Here is a 15,761-nt window from a genome sequence, read left to right as displayed (position 1 = left end):
GTCCGGCACCTTGACATGATCGGCAGGCGGCATCGAAGAACGTGGATGGCCGGGACAAGCCCGGCCATGACGAGATATGTCGACTGATGCCACCCGTTTTCCGATTTGCCCCCAGCCCCAACGGCCACCTGCATCTCGGCCACGCCTATTCCGCGCTGCTCAACTTCGATCGCGCGCGGGAGACCGGCGGGCGGCTGTTGCTGCGGATCGAGGATATCGACGCGACGCGCTGCCGGCCGGAATACGAGACGGCGATCTACGAGGATCTCGCCTGGCTCGGAATTGCCTGGGAAACGCCGGTGCGACGGCAGTCCGAGCATCTTGCCGACTATCGCGCCGCGCTGGAAAGGCTCTCCGCGCTCGGTCTCGTCTATCCGGCTTTCGAAAGCCGGGCCGAGATCGCAAGGCTCATCGCTGCGCGCGAGGTGGACGGGCCGTGGCCGCGCGATCCCGACGGTGCGCCGCTTTATCCCGGCGACGCCAGATCATTGTCGGCTGACGAACGGTCGCATTTGATCGCATCAGGCGCGCCTTATGCGCTGCGGCTCGACATGCAGGCCGCCTGCCGCCGTGCCGCCCGCCTGAGCTGGAATGAGCACGGCGAGGGACCGGACGGCGAGCGCGGCATCATGCCGGTGCGGCCGGAGGCGTGGGGCGACGTGATCCTGGCCCGCAAGGAGACGCCGACCAGCTATCATCTGTCGGTGGTCGTCGACGACGCGCTCCAGGGCGTCAGCGAGATCGTGCGGGGCCAGGACCTGTTTTACGCCACCTCGGTGCACCGCCTACTCCAGGCCCTGCTTGGCCTGCCCGAGCCTGCCTACCGCCATCACCCACTGATTCGCGATGAGGCGGGCCGGAAGCTGTCGAAATCGAGCCGGTCGACCGGTCTGCGCGGCTTGCGCGCGGCTGGCATCACGCCGGCCCGCGTCCGCCAGCTGGTGGGATTAGGTTAAGTTTCTCTGGGGGTTAGCAAAACGTCGCCGTGACTCCGAGGGTTCCTCCGTGCCATGCTCGGTCTGCGCGGGGTTCGAAGAGAGTACTTCGAAGGGGATTCATGGCGGCGAAAACGCGTCCAGTGCGCACCACGCGGACGTCCAGGCGGCTGCCTCGGAAGCGGTCCGGGACGGCCGGAAAGGTGCGCAAGCGCAGCACCAAGGTGGTCGCGCCCGACGTGGTCCAGGCGGCGCTGGCCGCCTTTGCCCATGAGGTCCGCACCCCCCTGACCGGCATTCTGGCGATCAGCGATCTGCTCGCGACTTCCGATCTCGGCGAACGGGAACGGCGGTGGGCGGATACCATCAAGGCCGGTGCCGAGCATCTGGCGAGCCTTGCTACGCTGTTCGTGGATGCCGCCAGAACCGGCAAGGGAACGGGGAGGGGCGGTAGCACGCTGCGCCAGGACCTGTTCGATCTACGGACGCTCGCCCGCAGCGCCGGCGATTCACTGGCCGGCCGTGCCGCGGCCAAAGGTCTCCAGGCCGAGGTCGAGCTCTCCGACAAGCTGCCTGGACTCGTGGTCGGTGATCCCGTCCGCCTGCGCGCGGCGCTCGAGAACCTCATCGACAATGCCGTGAAGTTCACAGACCAGGGCGGCGTGGCGCTCGCAGTCGAGCCGTGGCGTCCCGCCAAAGCCAAAGCCAAAGCCGAAGCCGAAGCAAAGCGCAAGGGCAGGGTCGGTGTCTCCTTTGCGGTGTCCGACAGCGGCATCGGCCTCACCATGGCGGAGATCAAGCGGCTGTTCCGCCCGTTCACCCAGGCCAATGTCACCATCGCCTCGCGCTTCGGCGGCGCCGGCTTGGGGCTCTCTTCGGTCAAGCAATTGGCGCGTGCGATGGGCGGCGACATCACCGTCGCTCCGCGCCGCGGTGGTGGCGCCACCTTCACGTTGACGGTGTCGCTGGACGCCTCGGGATCGGACAAGAGCAGCGAGGCGAAGGGTAGCGGGCCCGAGGCGGTCGCGGGCCTTCGCGTGCTCAGCGTCGAGGACAATCCGTTCGGCCGCGTCGTGCTCAACACGATCCTGACCGAGCTCGGCCATCAAGCCGAGTTCATCGGGCGCGGCGAGGACGCGGTCGGCCGGCTGGAGCAGGGCGCGTTCGACGCGGTGCTGATGGACATGGTGCTGCCGGGCATCGACGGTATCGAGGCCATCAGGCGGATCCGCGCGCTGTCGACGCCGCTGGCTCGGATCCCGATCATCGGCGTGTCCGGCCGCGGCGAGGACGAGGCAGCATCGCGCGCGGCCGGCGCCGACGCGTTCCTGGTCAAGCCTGTGTCTCCGCGGGCTTTAGCGACTGCGCTGCTTGAAGCGACACGCCATGAGGAAGCCGCGACTTGATGATCGCGGCGTTGAGCTCACCGCCGTAAACGAAGATCGCGGCAATGAAATACAGGAACACCAGCGCAATGATCACCGAGGCGAGCCCCGCATACATGGTCACGTAGTTGTTGGCGAAGCGCGCCAGATACTGTCCGAAGACGACGCCGGAGACCAGCGACGCCGCCACCGTGAATATGATGCCTGGCATGATCTGGAGGAAGCTGCGCCGTCCCGCCGGCAGCCAGGCGTGCAGGATGAACAGCGCAACCACGAGCGCGCCGATGGTGATTCCGTAGCGCAGCCAGGTGAGGATGCTTTCGTTCGATTCGACGAACAGCGGAATGTGGCGCCGCGCCGCCTCGATGATCAGCGGACCGAGCACGATCAGGAACGCCATCGCGAGGGCAGTGAAGGCGGCAATCAGCGTGTAGGCAATCGATTCCAGCCGCAGCCAGTACCAGCGCCGCATCTCCACCACCGCATAGGCGCGGTTGAGCGCGACCCGCAGCGCCTCGACGCCGTTGGAGGCGAAATAGACCGACAGCGCCGCGCCAATGGTGAGAATGCCGGTGCGGGTCGTGGTCAGCACGTCATGCACCTCGCCCGAGATCGAATCGGCGACCTGCTTGGGCCAGACCTGGAGCATCAGGCTGGCCGCCTGGTCGGCGAGTTCTTTGGAGCCGAAGACGCCGGCGAGCGAGGTCAGCACGATCAGGAACGGGAACAGCGCCATCAGCGTCGACAGCGCGATGTGGCTTGCGATCGCCCAGCCGTCATCGGCGAGGAAGGTGTAGAACGCATCCATCACGACGACGTAGATGTAGCGGATCGCTTTCACGGCTTGCCCCAGCTTCGCCTCTCCCCGCTTGCGGGGAGAGGCCGGAATGCGCGCGCAGCGCGGATTCCGGGTGAGGGGGAGTCTCCGCGAATCCCACTGTCACTATACTCGCGGAGAGTCCCCCTCACCCGCCGTGCGTTCCGCACGTCGTCCTCTCCCCGCAAGCGGGGAGAGGCGAAGAACGCCGGCAATGATCGCAGATCGACATTCATCCGGCTAGCTTCTGATATTATTGGCATAAAAGCCAGATCGGGAACGCCATAGCGAACCGCCGCGCACGGTGTTATCTACCCTCAGATGGCATCTCTCCTGAGTACTTTCATCCTGCCGGCGGCCGCCGGCGCCGTCGCGTTGGTGCTGCTGCTCGGGCTCGTCAACATGATGCGCGGCGGCTCGCCCAATACCTCGCAGAAGCTGATGCGCTGGCGCGTGCTGCTTCAGTTCGTGGCGATCATCATCGCGATGCTCGCGGTCTGGGCGATGGGGCGCTAAATGGTCACGTTGAACCGTATCTACACCAAGACCGGTGACGACGGCACGACGGCGCTCGGAACCGGCGAGCGGCGTCCGAAATACGATCTGCGCATCGAGGCCTACGGCACCGTCGACGAGACCAATGCCGCGATCGGCGTGGTCAGGCTCCATACCCGGGACACGCCCGAACTCGATGCGATGCTCGGCCGCATCCAGAATGATCTGTTCGATCTCGGCGCCGATCTCGCCGTGCCCGAACGGGAGGGCAAGGCTGAGCGGCTGCGGGTGGTGACGAGCCAGGTCGAGCGGCTCGAGCGCGACATCGACACGCTGAACGAAAAGCTCGCGCCGCTGACCTCCTTCGTGCTTCCCGGCGGCACGCCGGTCGCAGCCCATCTGCATGTGGCGCGCACGATATGCCGCAGGGCGGAACGCGTGATCGTGGAACTGGCGGCCCGGCCGGGCGAACCGGTCAGCGCGGCTGGCATCCAATATATGAATCGCCTGTCCGACTTCCTGTTCGTGGCGAGCCGGACGGCTAACGACAATGGCGCCGGCGACGTGCTTTGGGTTCCCGGCCAGAACCGCTGACCCATCGCGCCCCCGCATTTCAGAAGGCCAAAATTAGACCCGTTCGCGCGTTGACCGGGGCAGATCAGGCCTTTAGGTTCCGCGCCAGTTGATAACCCCCCTCCCAGATTGAGTGAAAGAGGATCGATGAAGGTCTTAGTGCCGGTAAAGCGGGTGGTCGATTACAACGTCAAGGTCCGCGTCAAGGGCGATGGATCGGGCGTTGAACTCGCCAACGTCAAGATGTCCATGAACCCGTTCGACGAAATCGCAGTCGAGGAAGCGCTGCGCCTGAAGGAAGGCGGCAAGGCCACCGAGGTTGTGGTGGTCTCCATTGGACCTGCGCAGGCATCGGAGACGATCCGCACCGGCCTCGCCATGGGCGCCGACCGCGGCATCCTGGTGAAGGCCGAAGGCGCCGTCGAGCCGCTCGCCGTCGCCAAGATCCTGAAGAAGGTTGCCGACGAAGAGCAGCCGGGCCTGATCATCCTCGGCAAGCAGGCGATCGACGACGACTCGAACCAGACCGGCCAGATGCTGGCCGCGCTGCTCGGCTGGTCGCAGGCGACGTTCGCTTCGAAGCTCGAGGTCGAAGGGTCCGACTTCAAGGTCACGCGCGAAGTCGACGGCGGCCTCCAGACCGTGAAGCTGAAGGGGCCGGCGATCGTCACCACCGATCTCCGCCTCAACGAGCCGCGCTACGCCTCGCTGCCCAACATCATGAAGGCCAAGAAAAAGCCGATCGCGGAGAAGACCGTCGCCGACTACGGCGTCGACGTCGCTGCGCGTCTCGAGGTTCTCAAGACGACGGAGCCGGCGGGCCGCAAGGCAGGCGTCAAGGTCAAGGACGTCGCCGAGCTGGTGTCGAAACTCAAGAACGAAGCCGGGGTGCTCTGATGACGACGCTTCTGATTGCCGAACACGACAATGCGTCGCTCAAGGATGCGACCAACAAGGCCCTGACCGCAGCTAGCGCGCTCGGTGCGGATGTCGAGGTGCTGGTCGCCGGCCAGAACGCCAAGGGCGCGGCGGATGCCGCCGCAAAGCTCGCTGGCGTCAAGAAGGTGCTGCTCGCCGATGGCGACCTCTACGCGCACGATCTCGCCGAGCCGCTGGCTGCGCTGATCGTCTCGCTGGCTTCGGGCTATGACGCGATCGTTGCACCGGCGACCTCGCGCTTCAAGAACGTGATGCCCCGCGTCGCCGCTCTGCTCGACGTGATGCAGGTGTCCGAGATCATCAAGGTGGTCGCGCCCGATACCTTCGAGCGCCCGATCTATGCCGGCAACGCGATCCAGACGGTGAAGTCGAAGGACGCCAAGAAGGTCATCACGGTGCGGACCTCGACCTTCGCCGCAGCGGGTGAGGGTGGCAGCGCCGCGGTCGAGGACGTGGCGGCGGCCGCCGATCCAGGCTTGTCGTCGTTCGTCGGCGAGGAGGTTGCCAAGAGCGATCGTCCCGAGCTGACCTCGGCCAAGATCATCGTCTCCGGTGGCCGTGCCATGCAGAGCCGCGAGAACTTCGCCAAATACATCGAGCCGCTCGCCGACAAGCTCGGCGCCGGCGTCGGTGCCTCGCGCGCGGCGGTCGATGCGGGTTATGCGCCGAACGACTGGCAGGTCGGGCAGACCGGCAAGGTCGTGGCGCCCGAGCTCTATGTGGCGGTCGGCATTTCCGGCGCCATCCAGCATCTGGCCGGCATGAAGGACTCCAAGGTGATCGTTGCGATCAACAAGGACGAGGACGCACCGATCTTCCAGGTTGCCGATTACGGCCTGGTCGCCGATCTCTACCAGGCGGTTCCGGAGCTGACGGCCGAACTCGGCAAGCTCGGTAAGTAAAAGGCATCGAAAACACCGGCCGGAGGTATACACTCCGGCCGGTGTTGCATTTCTGAGGCGTTTTCTTTGGCGTGGGCGCGCCTTCGAAGCGATCCAATCTAGGTTTCGAGCCAAGGTTCTGATTAAATCGGACCTCCCGGCTCAAGGGGATAGGCAGGGTGCGCTCGTCGCGCGCCGTTCCGGTGGATGACATGATGGCGGCAGTGATCAAGAAGGTCGGCGTGATCGGCGCGGGTCAGATGGGCAATGGCATCGCACATGTCGCGGCGCTCGCCGGCTTCGACGTGGTGCTCAACGACGTCTCGCCCGACCGCCTCAAGTCGGGCATGGCCACCATCAACGGCAATCTGGCGCGTCAGGTCTCCAAGAAGGCCGTCACCGAGGACGACAAGGTCAAGGCGATGGCGCGCATCACGCCCGCCGAAAAACTGGACGATCTCGCCGATTGCGACCTCGTCATCGAGACCGCGGTCGAGAAGGAAGAGGTCAAGCGCAAGATCTTCCACGAGCTCTGCGCGGTGTTGAAGCCGGAGGCGATCGTCGCCTCCGACACGTCCTCGATCTCGATCACGCGGCTTGCCGCCGCCACCGACCGCCCGGAGCGGTTCATCGGCATTCACTTCATGAATCCAGTGCCGCTGATGGAGCTGGTCGAGCTGATCCGCGGCATCGCCACCGACGACTCCACCTTCGAGACCGCCAAGGAATTCGTCGGCAAGCTCGGAAAGCAGGTCGCGGTCTCCGAGGATTTCCCGGCCTTCATCGTCAACCGCATCCTGCTGCCGATGATCAACGAGGCGATCTACACGCTGTATGAAGGCGTAGGCAATGTCGAGGCGATCGACGCCGCGATGAAGCTCGGGGCTCACCATCCCATGGGTCCGCTCGAGCTCGCCGATTTCATCGGCCTCGATACCTGCCTCTCCATCATGCAGGTGCTGCATGAGGGCTTGGCCGACTCCAAATACCGCCCGTGCCCGCTGCTGGTGAAATACGTCGAGGCCGGCTGGCTCGGCCGCAAGACCCAGCGCGGTTTCTACGACTACCGTGGCGCCAAGCCGGTGCCGACGCGCTGATCCGCTTCGTGTCAATTCATGTCGCGTTAACCTCTCGCGCCTAGGTTACGGCCGGTAAGAGGGTTCGCGTAATGGACATGATGGCGATGGTCAGCACCATGCTGGCCGCTCAGCAAGGCGCGCTGCAATCGAATATCGCGGCGACGCTGACGAAGCAGAACATGGACATGGAGAAGTCGACCGTCCTGACCCTGATGGGCGCGGGCCAGCCCTCGCTGGCCAATGTCGGCCCCGGCGTCGGCGGCAATCTCAACGTCACCGCCTGAATTCCTAAAGCGATGCGGCGGCCTTGCCGGTCGCGGCGCGGAGCAGCTTGAGCGCGTCCTCGCTCGCCCATTCCGCCGGCCCCGCGATCGTCGCGATCTCGCAGCCCTGAGGATCGACCAGCACCGAGGTCGGCATGCCCAGCGCCCGGCCTATGGCCTTAAGGTCCTGGAACACCTTGGCTTTCGGATCGCTGAAATAGCCGAGCCGGGTCAAATTGGCCTCTTTCAGGAAGCTCTTGGGCTTGTCAGGGTCGCGGGTGTCGATATTGATCGCCACCACCTCGAAATTCGGGCCCGCCAGCTTGCCCTGGAGCTCGTCCAGCGCCGGCATCTCTTTCCGGCAGGGCACGCACCAGGTGGCCCAGAGATTTACCAGCAGCGTCTTGCCGCGGAAGTCGGACAGCTTTTTCGGCTTGCCGTCGGAATCCTCGAAGGCGAGGTCGGGCAGCTTCAGCGGGGCGCTCGCCATGGTCAGCGCCGCCACCTCGCCATGGGCGAGCGGGGCGATCTTCTGCGCCGTCGCGACCGCCGCCTTGCAGGTCGGATCGCCTGACGGAGCCCGGCTCAGGCCGAGCCCGTACAACGCGGCGAAGCCGGCCAGCCCTCCGATCGCCACGGTGGCGATGACGAGGGGGATGCGGCGCGTGGCGGAGGGCTTCTTGTCGAGCATATCGTTTGTCATCCGGTCGCAGATATGGCTATCAGGGGCCTCTTAATACGGCTGGCCGAGGCCAGCAAACGTGGCTAGCGACAGGCAAGGCGTGAGCAGGGGATCATGAGCAACAAGATGTGGGGCGGCCGGTTCTCGGAACGTCCCGACGAGATCATGGAAGAGATCAACGTCTCCATCGACGTCGATCGTCACCTCTTCGCCCAGGACATTGCCGCGTCCAAGGCCCACGCTGCCATGCTGGCCACGCAGGGCATCATTACGGCCTCTGATGCGAAAAATATCGGCAAGGGTCTAGACACGATTTTGTCAGAGATCGGCAAGGGCGGCTTCGCGTTCAAGCGCGCGCTTGAGGACATCCATATGAATGTCGAGAGCCGCCTGTCGGAGCTGATCGGCCCCGCCGCCGGCCGCCTGCATACCGCGCGTTCGCGCAACGACCAGGTCGCGACGGATTTCCGCCTGTTCGTCCGCGACGTCATCGACGAGACCGATGCCGCGCTCGCCGCGTTCCAGCAGGCGCTGGTCGAGCGTGCCCTGGAGCATGCCGGCACCGTGATGCCCGGCTTCACGCATCTGCAGACCGCGCAGCCCGTCACCTTCGGCCACCATTTGCTTGCCTATGTCGAGATGGCGGCGCGCGACCGCGGGCGCTTCCAGGATGCGCGCAAGCGGCTGAACGAATCCCCGCTCGGCGCGGCCGCGCTCGCCGGGACCTCGTTCCCGATCGACCGCCACGCCACCGCCAAGGCGCTCCTGTTCGACCGCCCGATGGCGAACTCGCTCGACGCGGTCTCCGACCGCGATTTCGTGCTGGAGACGCTGTCGGCGGCCTCGATCTGCGCCGTGCACATGTCGCGCTTTGCCGAGGAGATCGTGATCTGGACCTCGCCGCTGGTCGGTCTTGTCAGGCTCAGCGACAAGTTCACCACCGGCTCCTCGATCATGCCGCAGAAGCGCAATCCGGACGCCGCCGAGCTCGTGCGCGCCAAGACCGGCCGCGTTATCGGCGCGCTCAATGGTCTTCTGATCGTGATGAAAGGCCTGCCGCTCGCCTATCAAAAGGACATGCAGGAGGACAAGCAGGGTGCCATGGAGGGCTTTGCCGCGCTGTCGCTGGCGATCCGCGCCATGACCGGCATGGTCCGCGACCTCATTCCGGATGAAGCCCAGATGAAAGCGGCGGCGGGCGAGGGCTACGCCACCGCGACCGACCTCGCCGACTGGCTGGTGCGGACGCTGAAAATGCCGTTCCGCGAGGCCCATCACGTCACCGGCCGCATCGTCGCCAAGGCCGCCGAGGGCGGCGTCGCGCTGCACGAGGTGCCTCTGAGCGAGATGCAGGCGATCGAGCCCAAAATCACCAAGGACGTGTTCGGCGTGCTCTCGGTCGAATCGTCGGTGAAGAGCCGCACCAGCTTCGGCGGCACCGCGCCGAAGAACGTCGCGTCCCAGGCCAAGGCCTGGGCGAAGCGGCTGGAAAAAGAGCGAAAATCGGGCTGAGGGCAAAATTTCGCTTATGTTTCATGGTCATCCGGCTCTCGCCAGAGCGCGCCAATCTCTGTATGGTGCGCCGCGTAGTGGGGATTTCGTCGTGACGTCAAAGTTTCGCCCGGCCGGCTCGGGGTGGGCCATCATTATCTTGAGCCTGACGGCGCTCGCGCTTGCCGGTTGTGGCCGCAAGGGCCCGCTGGATCTGCCGCCGACCGCCTCCAACGCGCCTGCAGCCACCGGCGCCGGGCCCGTCGATACCGAGACCGCGGCCCAGAAGACGCCGAGTCTGTTCGACCCTACCTCCAGCGCGGATGCCGCGCCCGCGGCGGCCAAGGGCCGGAAGAAACCGTTTATTCTCGACCCGCTCCTGGACGAACCTTCCGGCAGGAAATAAGCCGGGACAAGCGAGCCTAAAGCCATGAACCATTTCGACTATCGCAACGGCGTGCTGCACGCCGAGGCGGTGAACCTGTCCGAGCTGGCCGCCACCGTCGGCACGCCGTTCTATTGCTATTCGACCGCGACGCTGGAGCGGCACTACCGCGTCTTCGCCGAGGCCTTCGCTGGCGAGAAGGCGCTGGTCTGCTACGCCATGAAGGCGAACTCCAACCAGTCGGTGCTGCGCACGCTGGCTAAGCTCGGCGCCGGCGCCGACGTCGTCTCCGGCGGTGAATTGAAACGCGCGCTGGCCGCCGGTTTCCCGGCCAGCAAGATCGTGTTCTCCGGCGTCGGCAAGACGGAAGAGGAGCTGCGCGCCGCGCTTGCCGCCGACATCCTCTGCCTCAACGTGGAATCCGAGCCCGAGCTCGAATCGCTCTCGCGCCTTGCGACCGCGATGGGCAAGACCGCGCGGATCTCGCTCCGTGTCAATCCGGACGTCGATGCCGGCACGCATGCCAAGATTTCGACCGGCAAGTCCGAGAACAAGTTCGGCATCCCGATCGCGCATGCGCGCGAGGTCTATGTGCGCGCCGCCAGGCTGCCCGGTATCGAAGTGACCGGCACCGATGTGCATATCGGTAGCCAGATCACCGACCTCTCCAACATGGAGACCGCGTTCCGCATCCTCGCCGAATTCGTGCAGACGCTGCGCGCCGACGGCCACAACATCAGCCACGTCGATTTCGGCGGCGGTCTCGGTATCCCCTATGAAATGGACCGTGAGGCGCCGCCGGCGCCCGCCGCCTATGCCGCCATGGTCAGGCGCGTCAGCCACAATCTCGGCTGCACGCTGATGTTCGAGCCCGGCCGCATGATCGTCGGCAATGCCGGCATCCTGGTCGCCAAGGTCATCTATGTGAAGCACGGCGACGGCAAGAACTTCGTGATCATCGACGCCGCGATGAACGATCTGATCCGCCCGACGCTGTATGAGGCTTATCACGACATCCTGCCGGTGAAGCAGCCGGCCAAGGACGCGGCGACGATCATGGCCGACGTCGTCGGCCCGGTCTGCGAGACCGGCGACTATCTCGCGCTCGACCGCACGCTGCCGGCGCCGAAGGCCGGCGATCTCCTCGCCATCATGACGGCGGGTGCCTATGGCGCCGTCCAGGCCGGCACCTACAACACGCGCCCGCTGGTGCCCGAGGTGCTGGTGAAGGGCGATCAATACGCCGTGGTGCGCCCGCGCATCGAGGTGGAACAGCTCATTGCGATGGATCGGCCTGCGCCCTGGCTGTGAGGGCGCACTCAAAACCCGCAAAACAACCCCATGCACAGTAGCCCGGGGTTGTCGGCAGAACGGTTGCCCGTCGGATCGAACCGCTTGATTTGGAAGGCAGATCAAGCGGCAACCGTGCCCACCCCCGTGAGCGCTATTTTTGTCCGCCGACGACGACTCCGGCCTTCTTCTCGATCGGCTTGATCGCCGCGGTGAAGTCGGATTCGGCGCCCTCCGCGCTGATGATCGTCTCCCATAGCCGCCCGACCGCATCGGCAACCTCCATCGACAGGCCGAGCTGCTTCATCTCCTCCAGTGCCAGCCGCACGTCCTTCACCATCAGCCCCGTGGCGAAGCCGAAGTCGAACGTGCGCGGCAGCACCGCGCGCGGAAACTTGTCGCGGCTCGCGGTGTTCATGCCGGAGCCCGCATTGATGACGTCGATCATCACGGCGGGATCGAGGCCGGCCTTCACGCCCATCACCACGGCTTCCGAGGTCGCCACGATCGCGGTGGCCGACAGGAAATTGTTGGCGAGCTTCATGGTCTGGGCCGCGCCGGGCTTCTCGCCGATGAAGAACACTTTTCCGATCACCTCGAGCGCGGGCTTGAGCAGCTCGAACTCGGCCTTCGGGCCTGACACCATCACCGCCAGCGTGCCCTTCTCGGCGCCGCCGACGCCGCCGGAGACGGGGCAGTCGACCTGCACGATGTTGCGCTTGGCGAGCAGGCCGTGAATCCTCGCTGCCATCGTCGAGCCGACGGTGGAGAGATCGACGAAGCGTTTTGCGCGCCTGCCCTCGATCACACCGTTCGCTCCCGTTGCGACGTCGAGTGAAGCCTGCAGCGAAGGCAAACTCGCCATCACGGTCTCGACCTGATCGGCGACGTCCTTTGGCGACGCCGCCGCAGTCGCGCCAAGCGCCACGAGCCTGCCTGCGACGTCCTTGCGCGTGTCGAACACGACGAGCTTGTGTCCCGCCTCGATCAGCCGCCGCGCCATCGGGAAGCCCATGTTTCCGAGCCCGATGAATCCGATGTCCATGGTGTTTCCTTGTTTGGTTTTCGTTGTTGTGAAAGATGCGCACTCCATCCTCGGTGTCGTCCGGACAAGCGCGCCTCAGGCGCGCGCCGATCCGGGACCCATAACCCCAGGGAGGAGTCGTTGCGCGAAAGCGGTCACTACGAGTCCCCGTAACCACGTCCTCCTGTGGATATGGGTCCCGGATCTACGCTCCGCTTCACTTCGCTTGTCCGGGACGACAGCGGAGATTGGCGCTATGTCTCACGCCTTCCCGTCGATCTCCGCGAACACTTCGCGCGCGATCCGGAAGCTGTCGACCGCGGCCGGCATGCCGCCGTAGATCGCGACCTGCATCAGGATCTCGCGGATCTCCTCGCGCGTCACGCCATTGGTCAGCGCGCCCTTGAGATGCGCGCGAAACTCGTGCTGGCGGTTGAGGATCGCGATCATGGCGATGTTGAGCATGCTGCGGGTCTTGCGCGGCAGCTCCTCGCGGCCCCACACCGTGCCCCAGCAATATTCATTGAGCATCTCCTGGAACGGGCGGTTGAAATCGTCGACGTTCTTCAGGGCGTTGTTGACATAGGCTTCGCCCAGCACCGCTTTGCGGACTTCCAGGCCCTTGTCGTGCATCTTCTTGTCCATGGCGTTTCCTTCGTTTCCCTCAGGGATGGCGCGCGGAAGTTACGGGGTTGCACCGGGCCAGTCACGTCCTCGTGTTATGCGGGAAAAGGGGGTTCTCCCGTACAGGAACGGATGCCTCAGTGCTGCCGTTGTGATAGGGTCTGCTCTACCGGGCAACCTGGAGAGTTGATTGAACGGCGTCACCCCCGACCCGTCAGACCCGATCCGCAGCAGTGATGCGCTGTCGCGGCTGAAGCTGGCGCAGGCCCTTGATCGGGCTATTTATGCCATCGCGTGGGAGCGTGCCTGGCCTAACGCGGCGCGCTTTCTGACCGTCGCCGGCCTGTTCCTGGTGGTGTCCTGGGCCGGTCTCTGGCTGGCACTGCCGTTCATGGCCCGGGCCATTGGTCTCGCGCTCTTCGCCGCGATCGCGGTCGCCGCCCTGTTCCCGTTGCTCGGCTTCCGCTGGCCGAGCCGCGCGGAAGCGCTCGCCCGGCTCGACCGTGGCTCCGGCATCCGTCACCGCCCGGCCACCACGCTCACGGACACGCTGACCTCGCAAGATCCGGTCGCGCAGGCGCTGTGGCAGGCGCAGCGTGAGCGGACGCTGGCTTCCCTCAAGCGCATCCGCGCCGGTCTGCCGCACCCGCGGCTCGCGCTTCACGACCCCTGGGCGCTGCGCGCGCTGGTCATGGTGATGCTGGTTGCGACCTTCTTCGCCGCCGGCGACGAGCGTGCGATGCGGCTTGGCGCCGCCTTCGACTGGAACGGGGTGCTGGCGCCGAGCAACGTTCGCGTCGATGCCTGGGTCACGCCGCCGCTGTACACCGGCAGGCCTCCGGTCATTCTGTCGGCCGCCAACAAGGAAGCTGCGGCCCTGCCCGCCAGCGGTCCGCTCGCCGTTCCCGCCGGCTCGACACTGATCGTGCGCTCCTCCGGCGGCAACCTGGATGTCGCCGTCTCGGGCGGCCTCAAGGAGGTCGCCCCGACTGAAGCCAGCCCCAAGGGGACCAACGAAAAGCATTTTGCGATTTCCGGCGACGGCACCGCGCATGTCCGGGCGCCCTCCGGCCAGCCGCAATGGGCCTTTGCGGCCACGCCGGATCGTCCGCCGACGATCGCTCTGGCCAAGGATCCGGAGCGCCAGGCGCGCGGCGCGCTCCAGCTCTCCTATAAGATCGAGGACGATTACGGCGTCACCGGCGCCGAGGCGAAATTCGCGCCGCGGTCCACCGACGCCAAAGATATTGCCGAGGATGGTCCGAAGGCTGCCGCCGGCGCTGGCGACACCAGGACGGCTCCGCGTCCGCTGTTCCAGCCGCCGCACTTCCCGCTCGCGCTGCCGAATGCGCGGACCCGCAACGGCGTCGGACAGTCGGTGAAGGATCTGAGCGAGGATCCATATGCCGGCGCCGAGGTCACGCTCACCCTTACGGCCAAGGACGAGGCCGGCAATGAGGCCATGAGCGAACCGTTCAACATGCGCCTGCCCGAACGGCTCTTCACCAAGCCGCTGGCGCGTGCGTTGATCGAGCAGCGCCGTATCCTCGCGCTCGACGCCAACAAGAACTCCGACGTGTATGCCGCGCTCGACGCGCTGATGATCGCGCCCGAGATGTTCACGCCGGAGCCCGGACAATATCTCGGCCTGCACAGCGTGGCCCGGCAGCTCGAGGCCGCGCGCACCGATGATGCCCTGCGCGAGGTCGTGGCGAGCCTGTGGGCGCTTGCGGTGACGATTGAGGACGGCAAGATCTCCGATGTCGAGAAGGCGCTGCGGGCGGCTCAGGACGCGCTGAAGCAGGCGCTGGAGCGCGGCGCGAGCGACGAAGAGATCAAGAAGCTGACGCAGGACCTGCGTCAGGCGCTGAACGACTTCATGCGCCAGCTCGCCGAGCAGTTCCGCAACAACAATGATCCGCAGCAACTGGCGCGGCCGCTCGATCCGAACACCAAGGTCCTGCGCCAGCAGGACCTGCAGAACATGATCGACCGGATGGAGCGCCTGTCGCGCTCCGGCGACAAGGATGCCGCCAAGCAGTTGCTCGATCAGCTCCAGCAGATGCTGGAGGGCCTGCAGATGGCGCAGCCGGGGCAGTCCGGCGAGAGCGACATGGAGCAGGCGCTCAACGAGCTCGGCGACATGATCCGCAAGCAGCAGCAATTGCGCGACAAGACCTTCAAGCAGGGCCAGGATTCCCGGCGCGACCGCTCGCGCGGCAAGCAGGGTGATCAGTCCATGTCGGAGCTGCAGCAGGACCAGCAGGGACTGCGCGACCGCCTGAAGAAGCTGCAGGACGAGCTTGCCAAGCGCGGCCTCACGCAGAAGGGCGAAAAAGGGCAGAAAGGCCAACAGGGACAGAAGGGTCAGCAGGGGGACCAGGGCCAGCCCGGCCAGAACGGCGATCAGGACGGCGACCAGGGCGATGACGACGGCAGTCTGGACGCCGCCGACGGCGCCATGGGCGATGCGGGATCAAAGCTCGGCGAGGGCAATGCCGACGGCGCCGTGGACTCGCAGGGCAAGGCGCTCGACGCGATGCGCAAGGGCGCGCAGAAGATGGCCGAGGCGATGCAGCAGGGCGATGGTGATGGTCAGGGCGACGGCCCCGGCCAGCGCGCCGGTCGTCAGCAGAGCGGCGGCAACCAGACCGACCCGCTGGGTCGTCCGCTGCATGGGCGCGAATATGGCGACGATTACACGGTCAAGATTCCCGGCGAGATCGACACCCAGCGTGTCCGCCGCATTCTCGAAGAGCTCCGCCGTCGTCTCGGCGATCCCTCGCGCCCGCAGATCGAGCTCGACTATCTCGAGCGGCTGCTGAAGGAGTTTTAACTCCACACTCGGTGTCATCGCCTGCGCAGGCGGGCGATCCAGTACTCCGAGACGGTAGCGAT

The 15,761-nt window shown here is 65.8% G+C and carries 16 protein-coding genes; 12 read left to right on the top strand and 4 right to left on the bottom strand.

Going from position 1 to position 15,761, the window contains the following annotated elements; translation table 11 throughout:
• Positions 1–86 precede the first annotated feature (86 nt).
• On the top strand, positions 87–956 hold the full coding sequence (gene gluQRS / locus EDE08_RS13740) for a tRNA glutamyl-Q(34) synthetase GluQRS (RefSeq protein WP_165935908.1): 870 nt from the start codon (positions 87–89) through the stop codon (positions 954–956).
• A 101-nt stretch (positions 957–1,057) separates the two neighbouring features.
• Positions 1,058–2,341: an ATP-binding protein gene (locus EDE08_RS13735; RefSeq protein ID WP_131868967.1), complete on the top strand. Its 1,284-nt coding sequence runs from the start codon at positions 1,058–1,060 to the stop codon at positions 2,339–2,341.
• On the opposite strand, the gene EDE08_RS13730 is transcribed toward EDE08_RS13735, so the two are convergent.
• The gene (locus EDE08_RS13730) at positions 2,268–3,161 is read right to left on the bottom strand and encodes a YihY/virulence factor BrkB family protein (protein WP_131868968.1); all 894 of its coding nucleotides are present in this window, start codon (positions 3,159–3,161) and stop codon (positions 2,268–2,270) included. The genes EDE08_RS13735 and EDE08_RS13730 overlap by 74 nt on opposite strands.
• Before the next feature lie 297 nt (positions 3,162–3,458).
• Here EDE08_RS13730 and EDE08_RS13725 point away from each other — a divergent pair, with 297 nt between their 5' ends.
• The 6 genes from EDE08_RS13725 (at position 3,459) to EDE08_RS13700 (ending at position 7,388) form a co-directional block, all read left to right on the top strand.
• Positions 3,459–3,653, top strand: a complete 195-nt coding sequence (locus EDE08_RS13725) for a twin transmembrane helix small protein (RefSeq protein ID WP_035711572.1) — start codon at positions 3,459–3,461, stop codon at positions 3,651–3,653.
• Positions 3,654–4,226: a cob(I)yrinic acid a,c-diamide adenosyltransferase gene (locus EDE08_RS13720; protein WP_131868969.1), complete on the top strand. Its 573-nt coding sequence runs from the start codon at positions 3,654–3,656 to the stop codon at positions 4,224–4,226.
• A 126-nt stretch (positions 4,227–4,352) separates the two neighbouring features.
• On the top strand, positions 4,353–5,102 hold the full coding sequence (locus EDE08_RS13715) for an electron transfer flavoprotein subunit beta/FixA family protein (RefSeq protein ID WP_028178514.1): 750 nt from the start codon (positions 4,353–4,355) through the stop codon (positions 5,100–5,102).
• A complete protein-coding gene (locus EDE08_RS13710) occupies positions 5,102–6,046 on the top strand; it encodes an electron transfer flavoprotein subunit alpha/FixB family protein (protein WP_131868970.1) in 945 nt (314 codons plus the stop codon). Before EDE08_RS13715 ends, EDE08_RS13710 begins: the two co-directional genes overlap by 1 nt.
• A gap of 194 nt (positions 6,047–6,240) precedes the next feature.
• Positions 6,241–7,122 carry a 3-hydroxybutyryl-CoA dehydrogenase gene (locus EDE08_RS13705; RefSeq protein WP_131869409.1) on the top strand — a complete coding sequence of 294 codons (882 nt, stop codon included), beginning with the start codon at positions 6,241–6,243 and terminating at the stop codon, positions 7,120–7,122.
• Positions 7,123–7,193: 71 nt separating this feature from the next.
• Positions 7,194–7,388, top strand: coding sequence for a putative motility protein (locus tag EDE08_RS13700; protein ID WP_028182113.1), 195 nt, complete (start codon positions 7,194–7,196; stop codon positions 7,386–7,388).
• Between the two features lie 4 nt (positions 7,389–7,392).
• On the opposite strand, the gene tlpA is transcribed toward EDE08_RS13700, so the two are convergent.
• Positions 7,393–8,058 (bottom strand): thiol:disulfide interchange protein TlpA, encoded by a 666-nt coding sequence (tlpA, locus tag EDE08_RS13695; RefSeq protein ID WP_131869410.1) that lies wholly within the window; start codon positions 8,056–8,058, stop codon positions 7,393–7,395.
• Between the two features lie 105 nt (positions 8,059–8,163).
• Here tlpA and argH point away from each other — a divergent pair, with 105 nt between their 5' ends.
• The 3 genes from argH to lysA all read left to right on the top strand — a co-directional run bounded on the left by argH (position 8,164) and on the right by lysA (position 11,236).
• Positions 8,164–9,561 (top strand): argininosuccinate lyase, encoded by a 1,398-nt coding sequence (gene argH / locus EDE08_RS13690; protein ID WP_131868971.1) that lies wholly within the window; start codon positions 8,164–8,166, stop codon positions 9,559–9,561.
• A 91-nt stretch (positions 9,562–9,652) separates the two neighbouring features.
• Positions 9,653–9,946: an LPS translocon maturation chaperone LptM gene (gene lptM / locus EDE08_RS13685; RefSeq protein ID WP_131868972.1), complete on the top strand. Its 294-nt coding sequence runs from the start codon at positions 9,653–9,655 to the stop codon at positions 9,944–9,946.
• Positions 9,947–9,970: 24 nt separating this feature from the next.
• On the top strand, positions 9,971–11,236 hold the full coding sequence (gene lysA, locus EDE08_RS13680) for a diaminopimelate decarboxylase (protein ID WP_131868973.1): 1,266 nt from the start codon (positions 9,971–9,973) through the stop codon (positions 11,234–11,236).
• Positions 11,237–11,369: 133 nt separating this feature from the next.
• Here lysA and EDE08_RS13675 read toward each other — a convergent pair whose 3' ends face one another.
• Both EDE08_RS13675 and EDE08_RS13670 read right to left on the bottom strand, forming a co-directional pair.
• Complete coding sequence (locus tag EDE08_RS13675; RefSeq protein ID WP_131868974.1) at positions 11,370–12,260, bottom strand: NAD(P)-dependent oxidoreductase; 891 nt, start codon at positions 12,258–12,260, stop codon at positions 11,370–11,372.
• Positions 12,261–12,500: 240 nt separating this feature from the next.
• Positions 12,501–12,884, bottom strand: coding sequence for a carboxymuconolactone decarboxylase family protein (locus EDE08_RS13670; RefSeq protein ID WP_028134137.1), 384 nt, complete (start codon positions 12,882–12,884; stop codon positions 12,501–12,503).
• A gap of 169 nt (positions 12,885–13,053) precedes the next feature.
• Here EDE08_RS13670 and EDE08_RS13665 point away from each other — a divergent pair, with 169 nt between their 5' ends.
• On the top strand, positions 13,054–15,699 hold the full coding sequence (locus EDE08_RS13665) for a TIGR02302 family protein (RefSeq protein WP_131868975.1): 2,646 nt from the start codon (positions 13,054–13,056) through the stop codon (positions 15,697–15,699).
• Positions 15,700–15,761 lie beyond the last annotated feature (62 nt).

Origin of the sequence: Bradyrhizobium sp. R2.2-H (genome assembly GCF_004346455.1) — a bacterium.
Classification (GTDB): Bacteria; Pseudomonadota; Alphaproteobacteria; order Rhizobiales; family Xanthobacteraceae; genus Bradyrhizobium; species Bradyrhizobium diversitatis.
This window is presented reverse-complemented; position numbering and strand designations above follow the sequence as displayed.

Coding starts and splice junctions, on each gene's coding strand:
- gluQRS (WP_165935908.1), top strand. CDS start 87: ATGCCACCCGTTTTCCGATTTGCCCCCAGCCCCAACGGCCACCTGCAT.
- EDE08_RS13735 (WP_131868967.1), top strand. CDS start 1,058: ATGGCGGCGAAAACGCGTCCAGTGCGCACCACGCGGACGTCCAGGCGG.
- EDE08_RS13725 (WP_035711572.1), top strand. CDS start 3,459: ATGGCATCTCTCCTGAGTACTTTCATCCTGCCGGCGGCCGCCGGCGCC.
- EDE08_RS13720 (WP_131868969.1), top strand. CDS start 3,654: ATGGTCACGTTGAACCGTATCTACACCAAGACCGGTGACGACGGCACG.
- EDE08_RS13715 (WP_028178514.1), top strand. CDS start 4,353: ATGAAGGTCTTAGTGCCGGTAAAGCGGGTGGTCGATTACAACGTCAAG.
- EDE08_RS13710 (WP_131868970.1), top strand. CDS start 5,102: ATGACGACGCTTCTGATTGCCGAACACGACAATGCGTCGCTCAAGGAT.
- EDE08_RS13705 (WP_131869409.1), top strand. CDS start 6,241: ATGGCGGCAGTGATCAAGAAGGTCGGCGTGATCGGCGCGGGTCAGATG.
- EDE08_RS13700 (WP_028182113.1), top strand. CDS start 7,194: ATGGACATGATGGCGATGGTCAGCACCATGCTGGCCGCTCAGCAAGGC.
- tlpA (WP_131869410.1), bottom strand. CDS start 8,058: ATGCTCGACAAGAAGCCCTCCGCCACGCGCCGCATCCCCCTCGTCATC.
- argH (WP_131868971.1), top strand. CDS start 8,164: ATGAGCAACAAGATGTGGGGCGGCCGGTTCTCGGAACGTCCCGACGAG.
- lysA (WP_131868973.1), top strand. CDS start 9,971: ATGAACCATTTCGACTATCGCAACGGCGTGCTGCACGCCGAGGCGGTG.
- EDE08_RS13675 (WP_131868974.1), bottom strand. CDS start 12,260: ATGGACATCGGATTCATCGGGCTCGGAAACATGGGCTTCCCGATGGCG.
- EDE08_RS13670 (WP_028134137.1), bottom strand. CDS start 12,884: ATGGACAAGAAGATGCACGACAAGGGCCTGGAAGTCCGCAAAGCGGTG.